Origin of the sequence: Burkholderia sp. MSMB0856, from assembly GCF_001524645.2 — a bacterium.
GTDB lineage: Bacteria > Pseudomonadota > Gammaproteobacteria > Burkholderiales > Burkholderiaceae > Burkholderia > Burkholderia diffusa.
Genome location: NZ_CP013427.1, coordinates 872906 through 894946, shown reverse-complemented (window position 1 = coordinate 894946; position 22041 = coordinate 872906). Strand labels below are relative to the sequence as shown.

Below are 22041 nucleotides of genomic sequence, written 5' to 3'. Positions count from 1 at the left end.
TTCCCGCCGATGTCCGCCCTCGATTCCCACGCCCCGCTGTCCCGCCCCGCCGTCGCCAAGTCGTGGCGCGGCCGTCTCGAACTCGGTTTCGAGCGGCACGGCGCGCGCACGACGCTCGTCCACCGGCTGCACGACGGCCCGCTGCGCGTCCAGCGGCCGCTGTATCCGGAAGGCGACGCGATCTGCCACGCGGTCATCGTTCACCCGCCGGGCGGCGTCGCGGGCGGCGACCGGCTCGACATCGACATCACGCTCGGCGACGGCACGCACGCGGTGCTGACGACACCCGGCGCGACCAAGTGGTACAAGTCGAACGGCCTCGACGCGACGCAGCGCATCGGCATCACGGTCGGCGAGCACGCGAAGCTCGACTGGCTCCCGCAGAACAACCTGTTCTTCGACGCGGCCCACGCCGCGCTCGACTTCACGGTGACGCTCGGCGCCGGCGCGAGCGCGATCGGCTGGGACGCGACGCAGCTCGGCCGTCAGGCGGCCGGCGAAACGTGGTCGGCCGGCCGCATTGCGTCGGGTTCGGCACTCGTCGATGCCGACGGCCGGCCGCTATGGACCGAGCGCGCGCTGCTCGACGCGCACGATCCGCTGCGCGGCGCGCTGCAGGGCCTCGGCGGCTTTCCCGTGTACGGCACGCTGTGGGCGGCCGGCGCCGCGTGCGATGCCGCGCTCGCCGAAGCGCTCGCCGCGCGGATGCCGTTCGACGACGCACTGCGCGCGGGCGCGACCTGCGTGACGCCGGGCGTCGTGCTGGTGCGCGCGGTATCGACGTCGATGGAAGCGTTGCAGCGTCACTTCGCCGACTGCTGGCTTTACCTGCGGCCGCTGGTGCACGGCGTCGACGCACGGCCGCTGCGCCTCTGGCAGACCTGAGCACGCGGCCCGGCACGCACCGTTTCGGCGCAGCCGCGCCGTCCACCCTGCCCACGATTCATGCATCGCGCACCACGATCGCGCATCGAAGCCCGTTCCATCGACATGGCACGCACCTTGCTGCTTACATAACGGCTACACGACGCACGAAAAACGGCGCGGTGCTACGATGACCCGCGCCCCGGCCGGAACCCCGCGCACCGATAAAAATTACGTTTTCCTGAACGACTGCCTTCATGAAACTGACTCCCCGAGAAAAGGACAAGCTGCTGATCTTCACGGCGGCGCTGCTGGCCGAGCGCCGTCGCGCGCGCGGGCTGAAGCTCAACTATCCGGAAGCGGTCGCGTTCATCACCGCCGCGCTGATGGAAGCCGCGCGCGACGGCAAGACCGTCGCCGAGGTGATGCACTACGGCACGACGCTGCTCACGCGCGACGACGTGATGGAAGGCGTGCCGGAGATGATTCCCGACATCCAGGTCGAGGCGACCTTCCCCGACGGCACCAAGCTCGTCACCGTCCACCACCCGATTCCGTGACCGAGGTAGCACGCATGATCCCCGGCGAAATCCTCACCGACGACGGCGAGCACGAACTGAACGCGGGCCGCGCGACGGTCTCGCTCGTCGTCGCGAATACCGGCGACCGCCCGGTGCAGGTCGGCTCGCATTACCACTTCTTCGAAGTCAACGACGCGCTGTCCTTCGACCGCGCAGCCGCGCGCGGCTTCCGGCTCAACATCGCGGCCGGCACGGCCGTGCGCTTCGAGCCGGGCCAGACGCGCACCGTCGAGCTCGTCGAGCTGGCCGGCGAACGCGCCGTCTACGGTTTTCAGGGCAAGGTGATGGGGCCGCTGTAAGCCGCTCCCCTCTCTTCAGGAACAGCACATGACACTACGCTTGAGCCGCCGCGCATACGCGGAAATGTTCGGGCCGACGACGGGCGACCGCGTGCGGCTCGCCGATACCGAACTGCTGATCGAGATCGAACGCGACTTCACCACCTACGGCGAGGAAGTGAAATTCGGCGGCGGGAAGGTGATCCGCGACGGGATGGGCCAATCGCAGCGGGTGGCCGCCGACGTGCCCGACACGATCATCACGAATGCCGTGATCCTCGATCACTGGGGCATCGTGAAGGCCGACATCGCGATCAAGAACGGCCGCATCGCCGCGATCGGCAAGGCGGGAAACCCGGACATCCAGCCGGGCGTGACGATCGCGATCGGCGCGGCGACCGAAGTGATCGCCGGCGAAGGGCTGATCGTGACGGCCGGCGGCATCGACACGCACATCCACTTCATCAGCCCGCAGCAGATCGACGAGGCGCTCGCATCGGGCGTCACGACGATGCTCGGCGGCGGCACGGGGCCGGCCACCGGCACCAACGCGACGACCTGCACGCCGGGCCCGTGGCACATGGAGCGGATGCTGCAGGCCGCCGACGGCTGGCCGATCAATCTCGGCTTCCTCGGCAAGGGCAATGCGAGCCTGCCGCAGCCGCTCGTCGAGCAGATCGCGGCCGGCGCGATCGGCCTGAAGCTGCATGAAGACTGGGGCACGACGCCCGCCGCGATCGACAACTGCCTGTCGGTCGCCGACGACACCGACACCCAGGTCGCGATCCACACCGACACGCTGAACGAAGGCGGCTTCGTCGAATCGACGGTCGCCGCATTCAAGGGCCGCACGATCCACACGTACCACACCGAAGGCGCGGGCGGCGGCCACGCGCCCGACATCCTGAAGGTGTGCGGCGAGGCGAACGTGCTGCCGTCGTCGACCAACCCGACGCGCCCGTACACGATCAACACGCTCGACGAACATCTCGACATGCTGATGGTGTGCCACCACCTCGATCCGTCGATCGCCGAGGATCTCGCGTTCGCCGAATCGCGGATCCGCCGAGAGACGATCGCGGCCGAGGACATCCTGCACGATCTCGGCGCGCTGTCGATGCTGTCGTCCGACTCGCAGGCGATGGGTCGCGTTGGCGAAGTGATCATCCGCACCTGGCAGACCGCGCACAAGATGAAGGTGCAGCGCGGCGCGCTGCCCGAGGACGGCGCACGCAACGACAACTTCCGCGCGAAACGCTACGTCGCGAAGTACACGATCAACCCGGCGCTCACGCACGGCATCGCGCACGAAGTCGGTTCGATCGAACCCGGCAAGTGGGCCGACCTCGTGTTGTGGGAGCCCGCGTTCTTCGGGATCAAGCCGTCGATGATCCTGAAAGGCGGGATGATCGCCATGGCGCAGATGGGCGATCCGAACGCGTCGATTCCGACGCCGCAGCCCGTCCACTACCGCGAGATGTTCGCCACGCGCGGCGGTGCGCTCGCGCGCACGTCGCTGACCTTCGTGTCGCAGATGGCCGCCGATGCGGGCATCGCCGAACGCTACGGGCTCGCGAAACGCGTCGTGCCCGTGCGCAACTGCCGCAACGTGACGAAGGCCGACATGATCCACAACGCATGGCGCCCGTCGATCAGCGTCGATCCCGAAACCTACGACGTGATCGCCGACGGCCAGCTGCTCACCTGCGAGCCGGCGACGGTGCTGCCGATGGCGCAGCGCTATTTCCTGTTCTGATTTCCGGTTTTTCGTTCCATGCGCACCCTCGACAAACGCATTGCCCCGAACGTGAAGCTCGCCGCGTCGCTCGTCGCGCGCGCGCCGACGCTCACGCTCGCCTATGACGCCCGCTGCAAGAGCCGCCTCGCGGCGACGCTCGACACCGGCGAGGACGTTGCGGTCCTGCTGCCGCGCGGCACCGTGCTGCGCGACGGCGACGTGCTCGTCGCCGACGACGGCGCGCTCGTGCGCGTCGCCGCGGCGCCCGAGACCGTGCTGCTCGTGCGTGCGGCCGATCCGCTTACGCTGATGCGCGCCGCGTATCACCTCGGCAACCGTCACACGCCGGTCGAGATCGGTGACGGCTACCTGAAGCTCGAAGCCGATCCGGTGCTCGCGGACATGCTGCGCCGGCTCGGCACGCAGGTCGAAGAAACCAGCGCACCGTTCCAGCCGGAAGCCGGCGCATACGGCGGCGGCCACAAGCACGGACACGACGCGACGTTCGCCGAGGATTACGCACTCGCGCAGCAGGTATTCGGCGAACATCACGGCCACTCGCACGATCACGATCACGATCACGATCATCAGCATGGTCCGGGCTGCGCGCACGGCCACCACGGTCATGACCACCACTGAGCTCGTCGCGCTGCTGCATCTCGCGTCGCCCGCGCTTCCGATCGGCGCGTTCAGCTATTCGCAGGGGCTCGAAGCCGCGCTCGACGCAAACCTGATCCGTGACGCCGATACCGCGCGCGACTGGATCGCGAGCGGACTGACCGACGTGCTCGCGCACGGCGAGCTGCCGTTCCTCGCGCACCAGCTCGCGCGCTGGCACGCGCACGACGCCGATGCGCTCACACGCGAGAATGCGTGGTTCGTCGCGAGCCGCGAATCGTCGGAGCTGCGCCGCGAAACCGAGCAGATGGGCTGGTCGCTCGCGCAACTCTGCGCGTCGCTCGAATGGGGCGATGCCGCGCGCCGCGCGACGCTCGCGTCGATCTCGCCGATCGCGCTGCCGACGGCGTTCGCCTACGCGGCCGCCGCGCACGATGCCGGCGCCGACGCGACGCTCGCCGCCTATGCATTCGGCTGGGTCGAGAACCAGACGTCGGCCGCGCTGAAAGCCGTGCCGCTCGGCCAGCTCGCCGGCCAGCGCATCATCGTCGCGCTGCGCGGCGCGATCGACGCGGCCGTGCGCCGCGCTCTCGCGACGCCGCCCGACGCCATCAACACGTTCGCGCCGCAGCTCGGCATCCTGTCCGCGCGGCACGAAACCCAGTATTCGCGGTTGTTCCGCTCCTGAATCCCACCCACGCCATGAACGCACCCGCTCTCTCCTCCGCCCGCCGCACCAAGAAACTGCCGCCGCTGCGCGTCGGCATCGGCGGCCCGGTCGGCTCCGGCAAGACCACGCTGCTCGAAATGCTGTGCAAGGCGATGCGCGAGCGCTACGACCTCGTCGCGATCACGAACGACATCTACACGAAAGAAGACCAGCGCCTGCTGACGGTCGCGGGCGCGCTGCCCGAGGAACGCATCATGGGCGTCGAGACGGGCGGCTGCCCGCATACGGCAATCCGCGAGGATGCGTCGATCAACCTGGAGGCCGTCGACCGGATGCTGTCGCGCTTTCCCGACGCCGACATTGTGTTCATCGAATCGGGTGGCGACAATCTCGCGGCGACGTTCAGCCCCGAGCTGTCGGACTTGACGATCTACGTGATCGACGTCGCGGGCGGCGAGAAAATTCCGCGCAAGGGCGGCCCCGGCATCACGAAGTCCGACCTGCTCGTGATCAACAAGACGGACCTTGCGCCGCTCGTCGGCGCGAACCTCGACGTGATGGCGTCGGACACAAAGAAGATGCGCGGCGAGCGGCCTTACGTGATGACGAACCTGAAGGCGCTTGACGGCGTCGCGGATGTCGTCGCGTTCATCGAGAAGAAGGGGTTGTTGACGGTTTGAGCGACGCGGCGGCAGCATGCCGCCACGTCTACCCGGGGGAAACGGCCTTGCGCCGCCCGCTTAGTCGTCGGACGCGTCGGCTGCGCCGTGCATCGCACGCCCGCCGTTCTCCACCGGCGGCAGCAGCGCCGCGAGCACATCGACCGAGCGCGCCGTCGCGCCGCGATGGCGCGACGCGAACGCGGCACCGGCCGCGCCCATCGCGATGCGCCGTGCCTTGTCGGCGAACAGAGCGTCGAGCACGTGCGCGAGATCGAGCGGATCCGCGACCTGCATCGCCGCACCGGCCGCGACCGCATCGGCGGTCGCCTGCGTGAAGTTGAACACGTGCGGCCCGATCAGCACCGGCACGCCGACCGCGCAGGCCTCGATCAGGTTCTGCCCGCCGAGCGGCAGCAGGCTGCCGCCGATGAACGCGACGTCGGCGGCCGCATAGTAAGCGCCGAGCTCACCCATCGAATCGCCGAGCAGCACCGTCACGTCGGCCGGCAACGGTTCGGCCGCGGCGGGCCGACCCGCGGCGAGCGCCGCCGCGTCCGCACCCCACACCGAACGCCGCACGCACTTGAACCCGTTGCGCTCGACGAGCGCCTCGACTTCGGCGAAGCGCTGCGGATGACGCGGCACAAGAATGAGGAGCGCGCCGGGCGTCTTCATCGCGGCGAACGCCTGCAGCACCAGCGCCTCCTCGTTCTCGCGCGTGCTGGCGGCGACCCACACCGGCCGCGTGCCGATCGCGTCGCGCCATGCATGGCCACGCGCCGCCAGCTCAGGCGGCGTCGTCATGTCGAACTTCAGGTTGCCGAGCACCGTCACGTTGCGTGCGCCGAGCGACGTCAGCCGCTCCGCGTCGGCCGGGCTCTGCGCGAGCACGCGCGAGAAGCCGCCGAACACGTCGCGCGTCGCAGCGCCGAACTTCGCCGCACGTCGATGCGAGCGCGCGGACATCCGCGCGTTGGTCAGCACGAGCGGCACGTCCGCGCGGCGGCACTCGTCGATCAGCGTCGGCCACACCTCGGTTTCCATCACGAGACCCAGCGTCGGCCGCCATGCGCGCAGGAAGCGCCGCACCGCGCCCGGCATGTCGTACGGCAGATAGCAGCGCAGCACGCGATCGCCGAAGATCTGCTCGCCGGTCGCGCGGCCGCTCGGCGTCATATGCGTGAGCAGAATGCGCGCGTCGGGACGCGCATGCATCAGCGCATCGATCAGCGGCTGGGCGGCGCGCGTCTCGCCGACCGACACCGCATGCACCCAGATCAGCGGCGTGCGATCGTCCGGCGACCGGCCCGCGACGTGACCGAAGCGCTCGCCGATGTGCTCGCGATAGCCGCGCTCCTTGCGCGAACGCACATAGAGCCGGATGACCGCGATCGGCGCGACGAGCCACCACAGCGCGCGATAGATCGCCCTCAGCATGCGCGGGCTCCGAAACCGTGAAGGATGCGGTGCGCGCTCAAACCAGCGCCCTGCCCTGCAGGCGCTCGAGAATCCCGAGCGGCGCGCATTCGCGACGCACCATCGCGTCGACCGGCAGGAAGAAGGTCTGCTCGAGCATGAACTGGCCGGACATCACAGCGTGCGAAGTCTGGTCCGAGAAACATATCCACACGCTGCCCGGCGGAAACGGCATCGTCTGCTGCGGGCAGGTCTTCTGGTAGTCGAGATCGGCCTTCATGCTGTCGTGCAGGTTCAGCATCAGGTGGTCGTATGCGCTGCGCGGCGACTTCGTCACGTGCAGCAGGTTCAGCAGCCACGCCGAACCCGGGAACTGCGGCCGGATCTTCGGCAGGAAACGCTTCGCGACGTCCTCGAACGGCTCGCCGACGCGCCACACGCGCGGCTGGCCGGCCGGGTTCACGTTCGTGAACACGCGCAGGATCCGCTCGCCGTAGTTCGGCCGCGACGGGAACGCGTCGACGTGCAGCCGGCTGTCGTCCTTGCGCCAGGACGTCTGGCGCGTCTCGACCTGCATCAGCCGCAGGCTCGTCGGCGCGACGCGAAGCTTGCCGCGGTATTCGGGAAAGAGGCCGTCGACGAGCGTGCCGGCCTGCTGCTGGAAGCGCGCGACCAGCGCGCGCACGGCCGACTGCGTAACGCTGTCGCCGAGCACGCCGGCGAGCGCACCGCCGTTCGGCGCAAGGCTGATGTTCTTGCGTTTCGGATCGGCGAGCGCCGGATCGAGCAGCGCTTCCTCGCCGCCTTCGATCGCGAAGCGCAGGTGAGGGAAATACAGCACCTTGCCTTCCTCGACCGCGGCGAGCAGCTGCTCGCGTGGCACCGACAGGTTGTGTCCGCTCCAGTCGGCGGACGGGACTTCGATGATCTGGGATTCGCTCATGATCGGTTCGCGTGCGTGACGGGCAGGGCAGGCATGACGGGCATCACAGCAGACCGAAGCCCGCGAGCACCGCCTTCACCTGCGAGATCGACGGCGGCTGCCCCGCCGTGCCGAGGTTGACGACGTTCGGCGACCAGTAACCGCCGGTGCGCCAGGCCGTCGCGAAATTGTACAGTTCGACCGTCGGACGCTTCAGCGCGGCCGCGATGTGAACCAGACCTGTATCAACCCCGACCGTCGCGGCTGCGCCGTCGATCAGGCCGACGACGGCCGGCAGCGACAGTTTCGGCGGCACGATCGCCGCCGCGCCGAATTCCTTCGCGAGCCGCTCGCTGGTCGCGCGCTCCGCGTCGTTGCCCCACGGCAGCACGAGCGACGCACCGCGCCGCACGAGCGCCTGGCCGAGCTCGATCCAGGCGGCGTCCGGCCACTGCTTGTCGGCGCGCGACGTCGCATGCACGAACACCACGTACGGCACCGGCAAGTTCAGTCCGAGCGCCGCGACCGCGAGCGCCGCCGCACGCGTATCGAGGCCGAAGTCGACCGGATCGGCCGGCGTCGGCGCCGGGTCGCCCAGCGCGGCCGCGACCAGCTGGCGCGAACGCTCGACCACGTGCGTGCGCGGCGCGATCGGCACGCGCTTGCGATAGAAGAAGCGCACCGGCCATTCGTAGCCCGCGCCGTCGGTGCGGTTGCCGAGGCCCGCGAGCGGGCCGCGCGCCCAGCTCGCGACCCACGCCGTCTTGATGAGACCCTGGCAGTCGATCACGAGGTCGTACTGCTCGGCCGCGAGGCGCTTGCGGAACGCGCGGATCTCGCGCCACGTCGCACCCGAGAACGGCTTCTTGCGCCAGCGGCGCAGCGAGAACGGCAGCACGTCGCGCACGCCGTCGACGAGCCGCACGAGGTCGACGAAGCTCTCCTCGACGAGCCAGTCGATCTGCGCGTCGGGGTGGCGACGCCGGATATCGGCGATCACCGGCATGTTGTGCACGACGTCGCCCAGCGACGACACGCGCACGATCAGGATCTTTTGCACGCTGAAAAAACGCCAGCGGACGGCCGGCGACAGGCATAAAGACGCGATTTTATCGCGCCCGGGGGACCACACAGGCAAAAAGCGGCCGCACGCCGTCGGCGTGCGCCGCTTTTCGGGGATGGCGCGACGATCGTTCGACCATCGTCGCGCCGGCGGCGGCCCGCAGGCCGCCGGGGTTCAGAACGGCAGCTTGACGTCCGGCTTCGCGGCCGTCAGCACGCGGCGGAAGTCGTCCTGGATGCGCTTGAGCCCTTCCTCGGTCTCGGATTCGAACCGCATCACGACGACCGGCGTCGTGTTCGACGAACGTGCGAGGCCGAAGCCGTCCGGGTATTCGACGCGCAGGCCGTCGATCGTCACGACCTCGTCCGCACCGTCGAATTTCGCTTCCTTCTGCAGCTTCTCGATCAGGCGGAAGTTCTCGCCTTCGTCGAGCCAGAGCTGCAGTTCGGGCGTGCTCATCGCGTCCGGCAGCGCGTTCAGCAGCGCGCTCGGATCGGCCGCCTTCGCGAGAATTTCCAGCAGGCGCGCGCCCGTGTAGAGACCGTCGTCGAAACCGTACCAGCGATCCTTGAAGAACACGTGGCCGCTCATCTCGCCCGCGAGCGGTGCTCCCGTCTCGCGCAGCTTCGCCTTCACGAGCGAATGGCCCGTCTTCCACATCAGCGGCTCACCGCCCTTCGCCTTCACCCACTGCGCGAGATGGCGCGTGCACTTCACGTCGTAGATGATCTGCGCGCCCGGGTTGCGCGACAGCACTTCCTCCGCGAACAGCATCAGTTGGCGGTCCGGGAAGATGATCTGGCCGTCCTTCGTGACGACGCCCAGGCGATCGCCGTCGCCGTCGAACGCGAAGCCGAGCTCGGCATCGGTGTCCTTCAGCGCCTGGATCACGTCCTGCAGATTTTCCGGGTGTGCGGGATCGGGGTGGTGGTTCGGGAACGTGCCGTCGATGTCGGTGAAACGCTCGACGAGTTCGCAGCCGAGCGCCTTGAACAGGCGCGTCGCGAGCGGGCCCGCGACGCCGTTGCCGGCGTCGACGACGAGCTTCAGCGGGCGCGCGAGCTTCACGTCGCCGACGATGCGCTCGATGTACTGATCGGCGACGTCGAATGCCTCGTACGAGCCGCTGCCCGTCTCGTAGCGCTCGTCGACGATGCGGCGGTACAGCGCCTGGATCTGCTCGCCGTAGATCGCCGCGCCGCGCAGCACCATCTTGAAGCCGTTGTAGTCGGGCGGGTTGTGGCTGCCCGTGACGACGATGCACGAATCGACGCGACGCTCGCCGCCCTTCAGCGCGAGCGGCACGCTCGCCGCGAAATAGCCGACCGGCGTGGGCACCATGCCGACGTCGACGACGTCGACGCCCGCCGCACGCAGGCCATCGGCGAGTGCGCCGACGAGTTCGGGCCCCGACAGGCGGCCGTCGCGCGCGACGACGACCGCGTCGCCGCCCTGTGCGCGCACTTCGCTGCCGAATGCCCGGCCGATCCCGCGCGCCGTGTCGGCGTCGAGCGTCTTGCCGACCACACCGCGAATGTCATATGCCTTGAAGATGGATTGGGAGATCATCGATTCTCTCTCGGTTGCGTGCATGGAAAATAGTCTGGCCGCCTTTCGCGCATGCCCGGCATCATACCTGCGGGCCCGGCGCTGCAAGGAACGGGACGGCTGGAGCGGCCCCGATCCAACTTATAATCGCGGGTTTTGATGACGCGGATTCCGCCCATTTTAATGCCTAGCCGTTCCGCCGCCGCCACCCTGCCGCCTCCGGGCGCCCTGCCAGCCGCCTCGCGCGCGTGCGGCTGCCCCGCATGCTGAAGCGATTCGGCAACCCGGATGTCGCGAAAGCCGTCGCGAACCTCGTCTGGCTTGGGCTCGAACGGCTCACGCAGATCGGCGTCGCGATCGCGATCAGCGGTCTTCTGGCCCGTTATTTCGGGCCGGACGTGTTCGGCAAGTGGCAGTATGCGAATACGCTTCTCCTCGTACTGGCGCCGCTCACCTGGGTGTGCGGCGCCGAAATCCTGGTTCCGACCATCGTCCAGCGCCCGCCCGCGCAACTCGGCGCGGTGCTCGGCAGCGCATTCGCGCTGCGCATCGGCGTGTCCGCCGCCGCGCTCGTCGCGACCTGGGTCGCGATCGGCGCCGGCGCGTTCGACCCGCTCGTCGGCGCGATGCTCGCGGGCCTCGCGGTCACGATGGTGTTCCGCGAGCCATTCGTCGGCGTGATCAACGCGTGGCTGCAGAGCATGACCTACAGCAAGCCGCAGCTCGTGACCAGCATGGTCACCGCGCTGGCGAAGGCGCTGTGCGTCTGGCTGCTGGTCCGCGCGGCCGCCGGCCCTGCCCGCTTCGCGTGGCTGTGGGCGCTGGAGGCCGCCGCGATCGGCTTCGCGCTGCTGCTCTACTACCGCCATCGTAACGGCGGCACGCTCGGCTGGACGTTCGACAAACCGCTGTTCGGGCACTTCGCCACCGCCGGCACCGTGTTCTGGCTCGGCCTGATCTGCATGTATCTGTTCCTGAAGCTCGACCGCCTGATGCTCGAGCGTCACGTGTCGTTCGCCGACCTCGGCCGCTATTCGGCGGCCCAGCAGCTCAACGAGAACTGGATCACGCTCGCACTGATGCTCGCGCAGACCATCGCGCCCGCGTTCGTGTACCGCGTGCAGGACGTCGCGCGGCTGCGCCGCAACATCGTCCGGCTGATCGCGATGACCGCCGGCCTGATGACGGCCGGCGCGCTGGTGCTGGACGCGGCCGCGCCGCTTATCGTCGGCAAGGTGTTCGGCCGCGGCTACGAGGCGTCGGTCGACATCTTCCGCTGGGCCGTCTGGCTGTCCGTCCCGGCCGGCATCGAGGCGATAGGCAATCTTATCGTTCTCAAATATCAAGCAAAATTCGTGTTGCTGGCGAAATGGGTGCTCGCGCTCGCGATCGCCGCGCTCGTCAACGTGTTCGCCATCCCCCGGCTCGGCCTGTACGGCGCGCTCGTCGGGCTGGCGGCCGGCTATGTTGTCGCCGCCGCCGTTAACTTTTATTACATTCGTATCAAGCTGCGCCCATGACGTCTCCCGATTGCCCGCCCCCGCTCGACGACGTGGCCGTGCTGATGCCGGCCTACAACGGCCACGACGACGTCGTGCGCACCCTCGCGTCGTTTCGTGAGAACGCGCCGGTGCACGTGCTGATCGTCGACGACGGCAGCACGCCGCCGATCGCGGTGCCCGACCTGCCCGGCCTCGCGGTCGAAGTGCTGCGCATGCCGCAAAACGGCGGCATCGAGCGCGCGCTCGAGGCCGGCATCGATGCGCTCGCGGCGCGCGGCTTCCGCTATGCGGCCCGCATCGACGCCGGCGACCTCGCCGCGCCGCAGCGCCTCGCGAAAGAGCGCGCGTATCTCGACGCCCACCCGCGCGTGGCCTGCGTCGGCATGTGGACCCAGGTCGTGTCGCGCGCCGGCGAGCCGCGCTTCATGCTGACGCCGCCCGCCGATCCGCACACGCTGCGCCGCACGCGCTTCCTGCGCTCGCCGCTCGTGCATCCATCGGTCATGTTGCGCATCGACGCGGTGCGCGAAGTCGGCAACTATCGGGCGAAGTACCGCGCGGCCGAGGATCTCGATCTTTTTTTACGGTTAATGCAACGCTACGATTGCGCGAACCTGCCCGAGCTCGGCCTCTACTACGAGCTCAACGAGGGCGGGATCAGCGCGACCAAGCGCCGCCGCCAGCTGATATCGACGCTATCGCTGCTGCTGCGACACTTCAACGTGCTGAACCCGTACGACTGGGCCGGCCTCGCCAAGAACCTGCTGCATTTCGTGACGCCATACCGCACGTTGCAGCGGATCAAGCGGACGCTGTTCGCGGCGCGTCCGTCCGCGTAGTCCGCATCCGGCATTTTCGACGCTTTATTTTTTCTTTTTTTCATGTCCGCTACCTCCTCGCTGCGCATCGCGCTCGTCTGCAACACGGCCTGGGCGATCTACACGTACCGCCATGGGCTGATCCGTGCGCTCGTCGCGCGCGGCGCCGAGGTCATCGTGATCGCGCCGCACGACCGCACGGTGCCGCTGCTCGAGCAGATGGGCTGCCGCTACGTCGCGCTCGCCGTCGCGTCGAAAGGCACGAGCCCGCGCGAGGATCTCGGCACGCTTGCCGCGCTGGTGCGCCATTACCGCGCGCTCAAGCCCGATCTCGTGTTCCATTACACGATCAAGCCGAACATCTACGGGTCGATCGCGGCGTGGCTCGCGCGCGTGCCGTCGATCGCGGTCACCACCGGCCTCGGCTACGTGTTCATCCAGAAAAGTCGCGCGGCCAGCGTCGCGAAACGCCTGTACCGGTTCGCGTTCCGCTTTCCGCGTGAAGTCTGGTTCCTGAACCGCGACGATCTCGCGACCTTCACCGACGAGCAGTTGCTTGCGCACCCCGACCGCGCGCGGCTGCTGCACGGCGAAGGCGTCGACCTCGAACAGTTCGCGCCGGCGCCGCTGCCCGCCGGCCGTGGCCCGGTGTTCATCCTGATCGGCCGGCTGCTGTGGGACAAGGGCGTGCGCGAATACGTCGAGGCAGCACGCGTCGTGCGGGCCCGCTACCCGGATGCGCGCTTCCAGCTGCTCGGGCCGCTCGGCGTCGACAATCCGAGCGCGATCGGCCGCGCGGACGTCGACGCGTGGGTCGGCGAAGGCGTCGTCGAGTATCTCGGCGAGGCGCACGACGTGCGCCCGCACATCGCGGCGGCCGATTGCGTCGTGCTGCCGTCGTACCGCGAGGGCGTGCCGCGCACGCTGATGGAAGCGTCCGCGATGGGCCGCCCGATCGTGGCGACCGACGTGCCAGGCTGCCGCGACGTCGTGGCCGACGGCGAAACCGGCTTCCTGTGCCGCGTGCGCGACAGCGCGAGCCTCGCCGAGCAGTTGATCCGCATGATCGAACTCGGGACCGCCGGGCGCGATGCGATGGGCGCGCACGGCCGCCGCAAGGTCGCCGCTGAATTCGACGAGCAGCAGGTCGTCGAACGTTACCGGCAGACCATTCATACATTGACCGGCATCACACTCTGAAGGAGCGCATCAGCATGACCGCTAAAGGCACCATCCTCGTTACCGGCGGTGCGGGCTACATCGGCTCGCACACGGCCGTCGAGCTGCTCGACAACGGCTACGATGTTGTGATCGTCGACAACCTCGTCAACAGCAAGGCCGAGTCCGTCCGGCGCATCGAGCGAATCACGGGCAGGACGCCCGCGTTCCACCAGGTCGACGTGTGCGACGAAGCCGCGCTCGCGAAGGTGTTCGATGCACATCCGATCACGGGCACGATCCATTTCGCGGCGCTCAAGGCGGTCGGCGAATCGGTCGCGAAGCCGCTCGAGTACTACCAGAACAACCTCGGCGGACTGCTCTCCGTGCTCAAGATCATGCGCGAGCGCAACGTCAAGCAATTCGTGTTCAGCTCGTCCGCCACCGTGTACGGCGTGCCGGAGCGCTCGCCGATCGACGAATCGTTCCCGCTGTCCGCGACCAACCCGTATGGCCAGTCGAAGCTGATCGCCGAGCAGATCCTGCGCGATCTCGAGGTATCGGACCCGTCGTGGCGCATCGCGACGCTGCGCTACTTCAACCCGGTCGGCGCGCATGCGAGCGGGCTGATCGGCGAGGACCCGGCCGGCATCCCGAACAACCTGATGCCGTACGTCGCGCAGGTCGCGGTCGGCAAGCTCGAGAAGCTGCGCGTGTTCGGCTCCGACTACCCGACGCCGGACGGCACCGGCGTGCGCGACTACATCCACGTCGTCGATCTCGCGAAGGGGCACATCGCCGCGCTCGACGCGCTCGCGAAGCGCGATGCGAGCTTCGTCGTGAACCTCGGCACGGGCCAGGGCTACAGCGTGCTGGAAGTCGTGCGCGCGTTCGAGAAGGCGTCGGGCCGCCCGGTGCCGTACGAACTCGTCGCGCGCCGCCCGGGCGACATCGCCGAGTGCTACGCGAATCCGCAGGCCGCCGCCGACCTCATCGGCTGGCGCGCGACGCTCGGGATCGAGGAGATGTGCGCCGACCACTGGAAATGGCAGGAGGGGAACCCCCGCGGTTTTGTATAATCCGCTGTCCATTTTTCGAGCGATCCCATGCTCAGCTTCGCGTCCGGCTTCATCGTCTCCCTGCTCGTCACGCTGTTCATCGTGCGCTATGCGCATCTGCACGAGAAATTCTCGATCGACAGCGATCTGGCCGGCGTGCAGAAATTCCACGTGCGGCCCGTGCCGCGCGTCGGGGGCATCGGGATCCTCGCCGGCGTCGTCATTGCCGCGCTGCTCCTGACCCGGCGCTATCCAACGATCGCCGGCAGCATTCTCGGCATCGTGGCCTGCGGGCTGCCGGCGTTCCTCTCCGGGCTCGTCGAGGACCTGACCAAGCGCGTGTCGCCGCGCGCGCGGCTGCTGTGCACGATGGGCGCGGCCGCGCTGGCGTTCTGGCTGCTGAACATCGCGGTCACGCGCATCAGCGTGCCGCCGCTCGACTTCCTGCTCCACTACGTGGCCATTTCGGCGTTCATCACGGTGCTCGCGGTCGCCGCGCTGGCCAACGCGATCAACATCATCGACGGCTTCAACGGGCTCGCGTCGATGGTCAGCTTCATGATGTTCGCGTCGCTCGCCTACGTCGCATTCCACGTCAACGACCCGGTCGTGATGTCCGCGTCGATCATCATGATGGGCGCCGTGCTCGGCTTCTTCCTGTGGAATTTCCCGGCCGGCCTGATCTTCCTCGGCGACGGCGGCGCGTATTTCATCGGCTTCATGCTCGCCGAGCTCGCGATCATGCTGGTGATGCGAAATCGCGAAGTGTCGGCGTGGTACCCGGTGCTGCTGTTCATGTATCCGATCTTCGAGACGTGCTTCTCGATCTACCGGAAGAAGTTCATTCGCGGGATGTCGCCGGGGATTCCGGACGGCGTTCACCTGCACATGCTCGTGTACAAGCGGCTGATGCGATGGGCCGTCGGGACGAAGCATGCGCACGACCTCACGCGGCGCAATTCGCTCACATCACCTTATCTTTGGCTGCTGTGCCTCGTTGCCGTGATTCCGGCGACGCTGTTCTGGCGACACACGGTGCACCTGTTCGTTTTTGTGGTGCTGTTCGCACTGACCTATGTGTGGCTGTATATCAGCATCGTCAGGTTCAGGGTGCCGCGGTGGATGGTGGTGAGGAAGGAGAAGCGCGGGCATTGAGGGGGGCGGGTCAGCCGGCGCGCTGCCGGTTCGCGCGGGCTGTCCACTGCTACACACTACGCGGCCATCGCCGACGGTGACCGTGACGGCGCGGCCGCGAATCGCAGAATCCTAGCGTCCCGAGGTATAGGTGTTCCAGCGCGGCGCCTGCGCATAGATTACGAGGTTGCCGTCGTCCTGAATGTACGTGACCGCCCCCGGATTGCCGTTGGTGCCGGAATACCAGAGCGGCACGCCCGTTGGACTGTAGACGACCAGATTGCCGTCCGTCTGCATCGCCGCATAGGCGCCCGGATGACTGTAGGTCCCCGAATTCCATTTCGGGACGCCTTGGCGAAGCAGCACCAGATTCCCGTCACTCTGCATGACGAGTGTGTTTGCACCGTTGCCTGACGCCAGGCTCTGGCCACTGCCGAGGGTGACGCCGCCGTTCCAGACAGCCGGCCCGCTCGACGAGTTCGTCAATCCCGCCGCTGACGTCGCCGTGGCAAATACCGGGATGGACCACGCGTAGATCACCATGTTGCCGTCATCCTGCACGGCAAGATACTGGCCATAGGACCCGCCATTGGTCGCCGAAAACCACAGCGCCCTGCCGCCCGCGCTGTAGACCACGAAGTTGCCGTCAGTCTGGAACACTGCGTACGCCCCTGCGTTTCCGAACGTCCCGGAATTCCATATCGCGGCACCACTCACGTTATAAAGCACGAGGTTGCCGTCATTCTGCATGACCAGTCGATGGTTTTGGGACGCCGAGTACACGGTTTGTCCCGGCTTGAGCGTCGTCCCTTCACCGATGGTGCCGCCATAGATCGGTGTCGTCGGCGCGCATATCGACGATTGCAGCGTGGTGACGATCGGCGTGCCCCAGCCGGTCACGAAGTCCCAGCCCGAACCGGCACTGTATGCGCCGTTACTGCCGTAGGTGATGTCGCGGAAGATCGACGGTGTCGTGGCTTGTGCACTGTAAATCGTCGGTGCCGCGAAGCCGGGGTTCGTCGCGCAGCTGCCGGACAAGAGACGCGCCCAGGTCGCGGCAAACAACGGCGCGGACAGGCTCGTACCGCCCAGCGTCTCGAGTTGTCCGCCCACGATGATCTGCGCGCCGCTGTTGGGATCGGCGTCGAACGCGAGATCCGGCAGGCCCCGGAACGCCCGTCCCTTGAGCTGCGGTACGTTCGACTGCCAGGTCGGAATCGGCTCGAAGCCGCTGCTGCCGCCTCCGCCGGAGTCCCAGGCCATCTCGCCGCCATAGCTGCCGTTCCCGTTCGTATAGAGGCTGGTGCCGCCGACGGCCACGACGTAGGGCGAGCTCGCCGGATATTGCACCGACGTGCCGCTGCAGCCGTACGCAACGCTACCCGAGTCGCCCGTGCTGACCGAAAAGGTCTGCCCCTGTGCGACGGCCATTTCGAACAGCACGTCCATCGAGGCGGTCGGCGCCCAGTTCTCGCATCCGCCGATCGACATGTTGACGACCCGCGCGGTGTTGTCCGACACGGCGCGATTGATCGCGAGCGCCATGTCGCTCCATGCGAAGGACGGCGCAACATAGAAGTTGATTTGCTTGACGCCGCCGGACATCCCGACAATGGTCTGGCTGTCGAGTGACCATTCGACGTTCGCGCTCGTGTCGGCGCTCGGCGTGCCGGCGTTGATCACCGAAACGGGTACGGCGGGCAACCGGTTGTTGGTTTCGAACGTCGTCAGGTCGATGACGGGTTGCGTCAGGTTCCCTTCCGCGATGATGCCCACCGTGGTGTTGCCGGCCGTCGGCGCGCTGCCGACGGAATAGATGCCCGGAAATTGCGTCGGGTTGTGGCCCACCATGATTGCGTTGGTCGTCGGCGACGTGTTTGCGGTTGGCGCACGGGCGGCCACGGACGCGCGCACGAAGTGCGGATGCAGACGCGTCGCGGTATCGAGCCCCAGAACCGCTTGGACGACACCGCCGAGTGCGTCCGGCACCGTCTCGGGGGCAGTGTTGATATGCGCGCGGCTGCCGTCCGCCATCGCGACGGGCACCAGCGTCGTCTTGAACACGCCGGATATCACGCCGGCCGGCGCATCGGCTTCGACGATCATGTTGTTGCCGGCAACATTGATGTTCGTGAAGCCCTTACTTCCCAAATAGGCCTTCACCGTGGCGACCTGGTCGGCGGTGGGCGCGTAGCGCGCGGCGATCTGCGCGGAGGTCAGCACGGCGCCGAAGCTGGCGCTGCCGGGCGTTCGCGAGTCCTGCACGAAGCGATGCAGTGCGGCTTGGTCGTTCGGCTTGAGTATGAGCACAACATGGACCGGCGCCGTCGCACTCATCGGCGCTGCACTCACCACGTTGCCGGTGGCGCGCAGCGCCGACAATTTGCCAACCTGCGCAGTGGCGGTGACGGTCGACGCCGTCGGACTCTCGTCGCCGCCACACCCCGCGAGCGCGAACACCATGAGTGCCGCGCTCATTCCCCTTGCAATATGTTCCGCTTTCATCGGATTGGTATGGACCGTAGATCTCGTATTTGGCTTTTCACCTTTGTTCTTTACGGCAATCGGACGGCTACCTTGAGGAAAACATAGGAAGGAATCGACGGGTAGTCAAATGACCGAAGTGGGTCGATATGGGTGAACGCGAATGGAACGATCGGTGTGTCGATCGGGACGATGGCGCCGAGCGAATGCCGGCGCGGGCAAGCGATCAGGCGGCGCTCGACCGCCGCCCTTCATACGACATCCGGTATGACGCTCGAGGCCGGATATAACGCGAAATCAACGAGTCAGCCCGGACTTGCGCCAGCGCCACTCGATCCACGCGCCGATGACGGCGAGCAGGGCGTACCACGCAACCACGATCCCCCACTGCTCCGCGACGGACGGAAGCTGGCGCGCCGCGAGACCCGCCGCCGAACCACCCACCATCAACGCGTAATACAGCAGCGCAACCGGCACGTGCGAACCGAGTGTCCGCACCAGCCGTTGATAGAAATGCTCGCGGTGCGCCTGCCAGACCTTTTCTCCGCGCAACAGGCGACGCAACAGCGTCACGGATGCATCCGCGATGAACGGTCCGAACGCCATCGCGACGAACCACACCGGCCAGACACCGTGCTGCCAGCCCCACAGCCCGAATGCGCCGGCCAGGAAACCCAACGGAATCGATCCGACGTCGCCGAGGAAGACCTTCGCCGCTCCGAAATTGAGCACGAGGAAACCCAGGCCCGCGCCCGAGATCACGCCGCTCGCCAGCGCGAGCTCCGGCGCGACGCGCGACGCCGCGATCGCATAGGTGCCGAAACCCAGCACAGTCATGCCGGCCGCGAGACCGTTCGCGCCGTCCATGAAGTTGTAGAGATTCACGATCCAGACGAGCGCGATGACGACCAGCACCGTCGCCCATATCGGCATTCCGGTGGACGAGACCGCGACGGCGCCTGCGGCCACCAGCAGATGCACGCTGAAACGCACACGCGCCGACAGGCCTCGCCGGTCGTCGATCAACGACACGACGGCCAGCACGCACGCGGCGAGCGCCGCCCAGCCGAATCCCGGCACGCCGAGCGCGATCAGCGGCAGCGCCGAACACATCACACCCCATCCGCCGACACGCGGCACGGGACGCTCATGAAGGGAGCGCTGGTTCGGCACGTCAACGGCGAGTCGCCACGCCAGACCCGATTTCAGCAGCCATGCAAGCACCGCGAAGCTCGCGCATGCCGCGAACGCGGCAACGACGACGATGGGTAACGATGCGATCATGCTCCGCCCCCCTTCGCCAAGCCGGCCACTGTTTGGGCCAGCCCTTGGTCGACGGTAAACGGCGGCGCCCAGCCGAGCTCGCGCAGGTGCGCGCATTCGATCCGCAGCGGACTCGTCAGGCGGTCGACCGCCGCGCGGCGTCCGGTCAACGCGCCCGCAGCGCGCAACCACGCGACGGGCACCGGCACGAGGCGCGGCGACCGGCCGAGCGCGGCGGCAATCCCCGCAACGAGTTCGGCGACGGACCGGTCGTTGCCGTCGGTCACATGGAACACCCCGTCCGTTGCGTGATCGCGCGTGGCCAGGAACCGCAATGCGTCGACAAGGTTGCCGATATACACCATGCTGCGCTGCGCATGTGCGGCGCCGAGCGGTAGCGGCACGCCACGCGCGACCGCGCGCATCAGCCCGAGGAAATTCGCTCGCACGCCGGGACCGTACACGAGCGGCGGCCGCACGACCGTCAGTTCGATCCCGCAGGCCGCGCAGGCATCGCGCAACGCGACTTCCGCCTCCTGCTTCGAGATGCCGTACGGATCGCCGGGGCGCGGCACGTCGTCCTCACGCAACGGGCGGCCGTTCTCGTGCTCGCCGAGCGCCTTGACGCTGCTCACGAACACGAACCGGCGCACGCCGGCACGGCGCGCGGCCTCGAGCGCATTCAGCGCGCCCTGAACGTTCGCGGCCCGGTAGGACGCCAGCGGATCGGTTGCGTCGTCACGCATCACGTGCACGCGTGCGGCGAGATGCACGAACACGCCGCACGGTGGCAAAGCGGGTTGTCCGGCTGCGACGCTGGCGAAATCGTCGTCCGCGATGACGCACTCGGTCGCCCGCGCATCGGTATCGCCCGCGTGGCGGCGAACGAGCGCGATAACATCGTGTCCCGCGTCGCACAACGCCTGAACCAGTGCGCGCCCCACGAAACCGTTCGCCCCGCTCACGCCAATCCGCATTGCCTTTCCTCCATCGGCGGCATTCGTCGCCGCACGCGCGTCAGACCAGTGAATGATAGACCTCGCAGGTCTTGTCGACGGTAGCGTCCCAAGTCAGCTCGGCTGCGCGCCGCAACCCCTTCTCCACCAGCAGGTCGCGCAACGCGGCGTCCGTCAGCAGGCGCTCGAGCCCGGCCTCGATCGCGTCGACCGAATACGGATCGACTTCGAGCGCGGCGCCGTTCGCGACCTCCGGAATCGACGTCACGTTCGACGTCAGGACGGGCGCCCCGCTCGCCATCGCCTCCGCGACCGGAAGACCGAATCCTTCGTAAAGCGACGGATATGCGAAGACCGCGGCCGACGAAAAAAGATGCAGCAGACTCGAGCGCGACAGGTAGCCCGGCGATATGATCTGGCCCGCTCGGGCGAGCGGCTCGATGCACGCCATCAGCTGCGAGTTCTTCCAGCCGTCGGCGCCGACAAGGACCAGCGGATACATCTGCCGCAGTTCCTCCGGCAACCGTGCGAATCCTTCGACCAGCCGCTGAAGATTCTTGCGCGGCTGCAGCGTGCAGACCGACAGGACGAAACGCCGCGACTGAATCCCGAGCGCGTCGAGCACGGGACGGCACTCTTCGTCACTGTATGGCCGGAACACCGGTTCGACGCCGAGATGGATCGGCACCACCCGCTCCTCCGGCACGTCGTAGATGTCGAGCAGTTCCTGCTTCGTGTACAGGCTGTCGACGATGATCGCGCCGGCCTGTCGCAGCGAACGCGGCAGCCCGTGATCGAGGTAGTTGACGGCGACCTGAGGATGAAACTCCGGATGACGCCGGTGGGACAGGTCGTGCACGGTCACGACGTTCGGGCCGCGATAACGCGACGCGACGAAATTGGTCTCGTGATAGAGATAGCCGCGCCGCGCGAAGTCGCTGCGCAACGTGCGCGAAGCAGAACTCCGCACGACCGTGCGCAAACGGTACAGCCCCGGAATCGCCCTCGATTTCTGCAGCAGGCTCGCAGTCATCCCGTTACGGAACTGCACGGCCTTCTGCAGTGACGATTGGTCGACCATCATGGCGTCGAGACGCTCGCCCTGGAACACGGTACGCCCGACCCAACCGGCGACGTCTTCGACGTCGCTGCGCCGAAGCAGACCTTCGAGCAGATGTTGTGTGTAGTAGCCGATGCCGCTTCGGGGCGGACGCAGCGAATTGAGATCGAAAAGCAGTTTCATGCGATCGAGGGCCAAACGAACTTGACGACGCCGTTACCCGTCGAAAGACAGGTCACGGCGCCGTG

The 22041-nt window shown here is 67.6% G+C and carries 20 protein-coding genes; 12 read left to right on the top strand and 8 right to left on the bottom strand.

Annotation, left to right across the window (positions count from 1 at the left end):
- The first annotated feature begins 9 nt into the window (after positions 1-9).
- From WS87_RS05205 to ureG, 7 genes are all read left to right on the top strand, one after another.
- Positions 10-885, top strand: coding sequence for an urease accessory protein UreD (locus tag WS87_RS05205; protein WP_059820180.1), 876 nt, complete (start codon positions 10-12; stop codon positions 883-885).
- 236 nt (positions 886-1121) lie between these two features.
- A complete protein-coding gene (ureA, locus tag WS87_RS05200; RefSeq protein ID WP_006048588.1) occupies positions 1122-1424 on the top strand; it encodes an urease subunit gamma in 303 nt (100 codons plus the stop codon).
- Positions 1425-1438: 14 nt separating this feature from the next.
- Positions 1439-1744, top strand: a complete 306-nt coding sequence (locus WS87_RS05195; protein ID WP_059448107.1) for an urease subunit beta — start codon at positions 1439-1441, stop codon at positions 1742-1744.
- A gap of 28 nt (positions 1745-1772) precedes the next feature.
- Positions 1773-3479, top strand: coding sequence for an urease subunit alpha (gene ureC, locus WS87_RS05190; RefSeq protein ID WP_059820179.1), 1707 nt, complete (start codon positions 1773-1775; stop codon positions 3477-3479).
- Between the two features lie 18 nt (positions 3480-3497).
- On the top strand, positions 3498-4100 hold the full coding sequence (gene ureE / locus WS87_RS05185) for an urease accessory protein UreE (RefSeq protein ID WP_059820178.1): 603 nt from the start codon (positions 3498-3500) through the stop codon (positions 4098-4100).
- A complete protein-coding gene (locus tag WS87_RS05180) occupies positions 4087-4767 on the top strand; it encodes an urease accessory protein UreF (RefSeq protein ID WP_059820177.1) in 681 nt (226 codons plus the stop codon). The genes ureE and WS87_RS05180 overlap by 14 nt, the downstream gene beginning before the upstream one ends.
- A gap of 14 nt (positions 4768-4781) precedes the next feature.
- On the top strand, positions 4782-5429 hold the full coding sequence (ureG, locus tag WS87_RS05175; RefSeq protein ID WP_059820176.1) for an urease accessory protein UreG: 648 nt from the start codon (positions 4782-4784) through the stop codon (positions 5427-5429).
- A 60-nt stretch (positions 5430-5489) separates the two neighbouring features.
- On the opposite strand, the gene waaA is transcribed toward ureG, so the two are convergent.
- The 4 genes from waaA to WS87_RS05155 all read right to left on the bottom strand — a co-directional run bounded on the left by waaA (position 5490) and on the right by WS87_RS05155 (position 10381).
- Positions 5490-6848 (bottom strand): lipid IV(A) 3-deoxy-D-manno-octulosonic acid transferase, encoded by a 1359-nt coding sequence (gene waaA / locus WS87_RS05170; protein ID WP_059820175.1) that lies wholly within the window; start codon positions 6846-6848, stop codon positions 5490-5492.
- 37 nt (positions 6849-6885) lie between these two features.
- Positions 6886-7770: a Kdo hydroxylase family protein gene (locus WS87_RS05165; RefSeq protein WP_059530314.1), complete on the bottom strand. Its 885-nt coding sequence runs from the start codon at positions 7768-7770 to the stop codon at positions 6886-6888.
- A gap of 43 nt (positions 7771-7813) precedes the next feature.
- Positions 7814-8809 carry a lipopolysaccharide heptosyltransferase I gene (waaC, locus tag WS87_RS05160; RefSeq protein WP_059530317.1) on the bottom strand — a complete coding sequence of 332 codons (996 nt, stop codon included), beginning with the start codon at positions 8807-8809 and terminating at the stop codon, positions 7814-7816.
- 177 nt (positions 8810-8986) lie between these two features.
- The gene (locus WS87_RS05155) at positions 8987-10381 is read right to left on the bottom strand and encodes a phosphomannomutase/phosphoglucomutase (protein WP_059690756.1); all 1395 of its coding nucleotides are present in this window, start codon (positions 10379-10381) and stop codon (positions 8987-8989) included.
- Between the two features lie 242 nt (positions 10382-10623).
- Here WS87_RS05155 and WS87_RS05150 point away from each other — a divergent pair, with 242 nt between their 5' ends.
- Genes WS87_RS05150 through WS87_RS05130 form a run of 5 tightly spaced genes read left to right on the top strand, consistent with a single transcriptional unit; the run spans position 10624 to position 16051 of the window.
- Positions 10624-11880, top strand: a complete 1257-nt coding sequence (locus tag WS87_RS05150) for a lipopolysaccharide biosynthesis protein (RefSeq protein ID WP_059820174.1) — start codon at positions 10624-10626, stop codon at positions 11878-11880.
- The gene (locus tag WS87_RS05145) at positions 11877-12701 is read left to right on the top strand and encodes a glycosyltransferase (protein WP_059820173.1); all 825 of its coding nucleotides are present in this window, start codon (positions 11877-11879) and stop codon (positions 12699-12701) included. Before WS87_RS05150 ends, WS87_RS05145 begins: the two co-directional genes overlap by 4 nt.
- 42 nt (positions 12702-12743) lie before the next feature.
- Entirely contained in the window at positions 12744-13880 is a 1137-nt protein-coding gene (locus WS87_RS05140; protein ID WP_059820172.1) for a glycosyltransferase family 4 protein, read from the top strand.
- 14 nt (positions 13881-13894) lie between these two features.
- Positions 13895-14917 (top strand): UDP-glucose 4-epimerase GalE, encoded by a 1023-nt coding sequence (gene galE, locus WS87_RS05135; protein ID WP_059530331.1) that lies wholly within the window; start codon positions 13895-13897, stop codon positions 14915-14917.
- A gap of 27 nt (positions 14918-14944) precedes the next feature.
- Entirely contained in the window at positions 14945-16051 is a 1107-nt protein-coding gene (locus WS87_RS05130) for an MraY family glycosyltransferase (protein ID WP_059820171.1), read from the top strand.
- 111 nt (positions 16052-16162) lie between these two features.
- Here the strand turns inward: WS87_RS05130 and WS87_RS05125 are convergent, their stop codons facing one another.
- The 4 genes from WS87_RS05125 to WS87_RS05110 all read right to left on the bottom strand — a co-directional run bounded on the left by WS87_RS05125 (position 16163) and on the right by WS87_RS05110 (position 21976).
- Complete coding sequence (locus tag WS87_RS05125) at positions 16163-18508, bottom strand: protease pro-enzyme activation domain-containing protein (RefSeq protein ID WP_236873207.1); 2346 nt, start codon at positions 18506-18508, stop codon at positions 16163-16165.
- Between the two features lie 303 nt (positions 18509-18811).
- Positions 18812-19798, bottom strand: coding sequence for an MraY family glycosyltransferase (locus WS87_RS05120; RefSeq protein ID WP_059820169.1), 987 nt, complete (start codon positions 19796-19798; stop codon positions 18812-18814).
- Positions 19795-20754 carry an NAD-dependent epimerase/dehydratase family protein gene (locus WS87_RS05115; protein ID WP_059820168.1) on the bottom strand — a complete coding sequence of 320 codons (960 nt, stop codon included), beginning with the start codon at positions 20752-20754 and terminating at the stop codon, positions 19795-19797. Before WS87_RS05115 ends, WS87_RS05120 begins: the two co-directional genes overlap by 4 nt.
- Positions 20755-20794: 40 nt before the next feature.
- Positions 20795-21976 (bottom strand): glycosyltransferase family 4 protein, encoded by a 1182-nt coding sequence (locus WS87_RS05110; protein WP_159085636.1) that lies wholly within the window; start codon positions 21974-21976, stop codon positions 20795-20797.
- Between the last annotated feature and the right edge of the window lie 65 nt (positions 21977-22041).

Bases quoted from the DNA above. Each gene is read 5' to 3' on its own strand.
- WS87_RS05205 (WP_059820180.1), top strand. From the start codon at position 10: ATGTCCGCCCTCGATTCCCACGCCCCGCTGTCCCGCCCCGCCGTCGCC.
- ureA (WP_006048588.1), top strand. From the start codon at position 1,122: ATGAAACTGACTCCCCGAGAAAAGGACAAGCTGCTGATCTTCACGGCG.
- WS87_RS05195 (WP_059448107.1), top strand. From the start codon at position 1,439: ATGATCCCCGGCGAAATCCTCACCGACGACGGCGAGCACGAACTGAAC.
- ureC (WP_059820179.1), top strand. From the start codon at position 1,773: ATGACACTACGCTTGAGCCGCCGCGCATACGCGGAAATGTTCGGGCCG.
- ureE (WP_059820178.1), top strand. From the start codon at position 3,498: ATGCGCACCCTCGACAAACGCATTGCCCCGAACGTGAAGCTCGCCGCG.
- WS87_RS05180 (WP_059820177.1), top strand. From the start codon at position 4,087: ATGACCACCACTGAGCTCGTCGCGCTGCTGCATCTCGCGTCGCCCGCG.
- ureG (WP_059820176.1), top strand. From the start codon at position 4,782: ATGAACGCACCCGCTCTCTCCTCCGCCCGCCGCACCAAGAAACTGCCG.
- waaA (WP_059820175.1), bottom strand. From the start codon at position 6,848: ATGCTGAGGGCGATCTATCGCGCGCTGTGGTGGCTCGTCGCGCCGATC.
- WS87_RS05165 (WP_059530314.1), bottom strand. From the start codon at position 7,770: ATGAGCGAATCCCAGATCATCGAAGTCCCGTCCGCCGACTGGAGCGGA.
- WS87_RS05155 (WP_059690756.1), bottom strand. From the start codon at position 10,381: ATGATCTCCCAATCCATCTTCAAGGCATATGACATTCGCGGTGTGGTC.
- WS87_RS05150 (WP_059820174.1), top strand. From the start codon at position 10,624: ATGCTGAAGCGATTCGGCAACCCGGATGTCGCGAAAGCCGTCGCGAAC.
- WS87_RS05145 (WP_059820173.1), top strand. From the start codon at position 11,877: ATGACGTCTCCCGATTGCCCGCCCCCGCTCGACGACGTGGCCGTGCTG.
- WS87_RS05140 (WP_059820172.1), top strand. From the start codon at position 12,744: ATGTCCGCTACCTCCTCGCTGCGCATCGCGCTCGTCTGCAACACGGCC.
- galE (WP_059530331.1), top strand. From the start codon at position 13,895: ATGACCGCTAAAGGCACCATCCTCGTTACCGGCGGTGCGGGCTACATC.
- WS87_RS05130 (WP_059820171.1), top strand. From the start codon at position 14,945: ATGCTCAGCTTCGCGTCCGGCTTCATCGTCTCCCTGCTCGTCACGCTG.
- WS87_RS05125 (WP_236873207.1), bottom strand. From the start codon at position 18,508: ATGAGCGCGGCACTCATGGTGTTCGCGCTCGCGGGGTGTGGCGGCGAC.
- WS87_RS05120 (WP_059820169.1), bottom strand. From the start codon at position 19,798: ATGATCGCATCGTTACCCATCGTCGTCGTTGCCGCGTTCGCGGCATGC.
- WS87_RS05115 (WP_059820168.1), bottom strand. From the start codon at position 20,754: ATGCGGATTGGCGTGAGCGGGGCGAACGGTTTCGTGGGGCGCGCACTG.
- WS87_RS05110 (WP_159085636.1), bottom strand. From the start codon at position 21,976: ATGAAACTGCTTTTCGATCTCAATTCGCTGCGTCCGCCCCGAAGCGGC.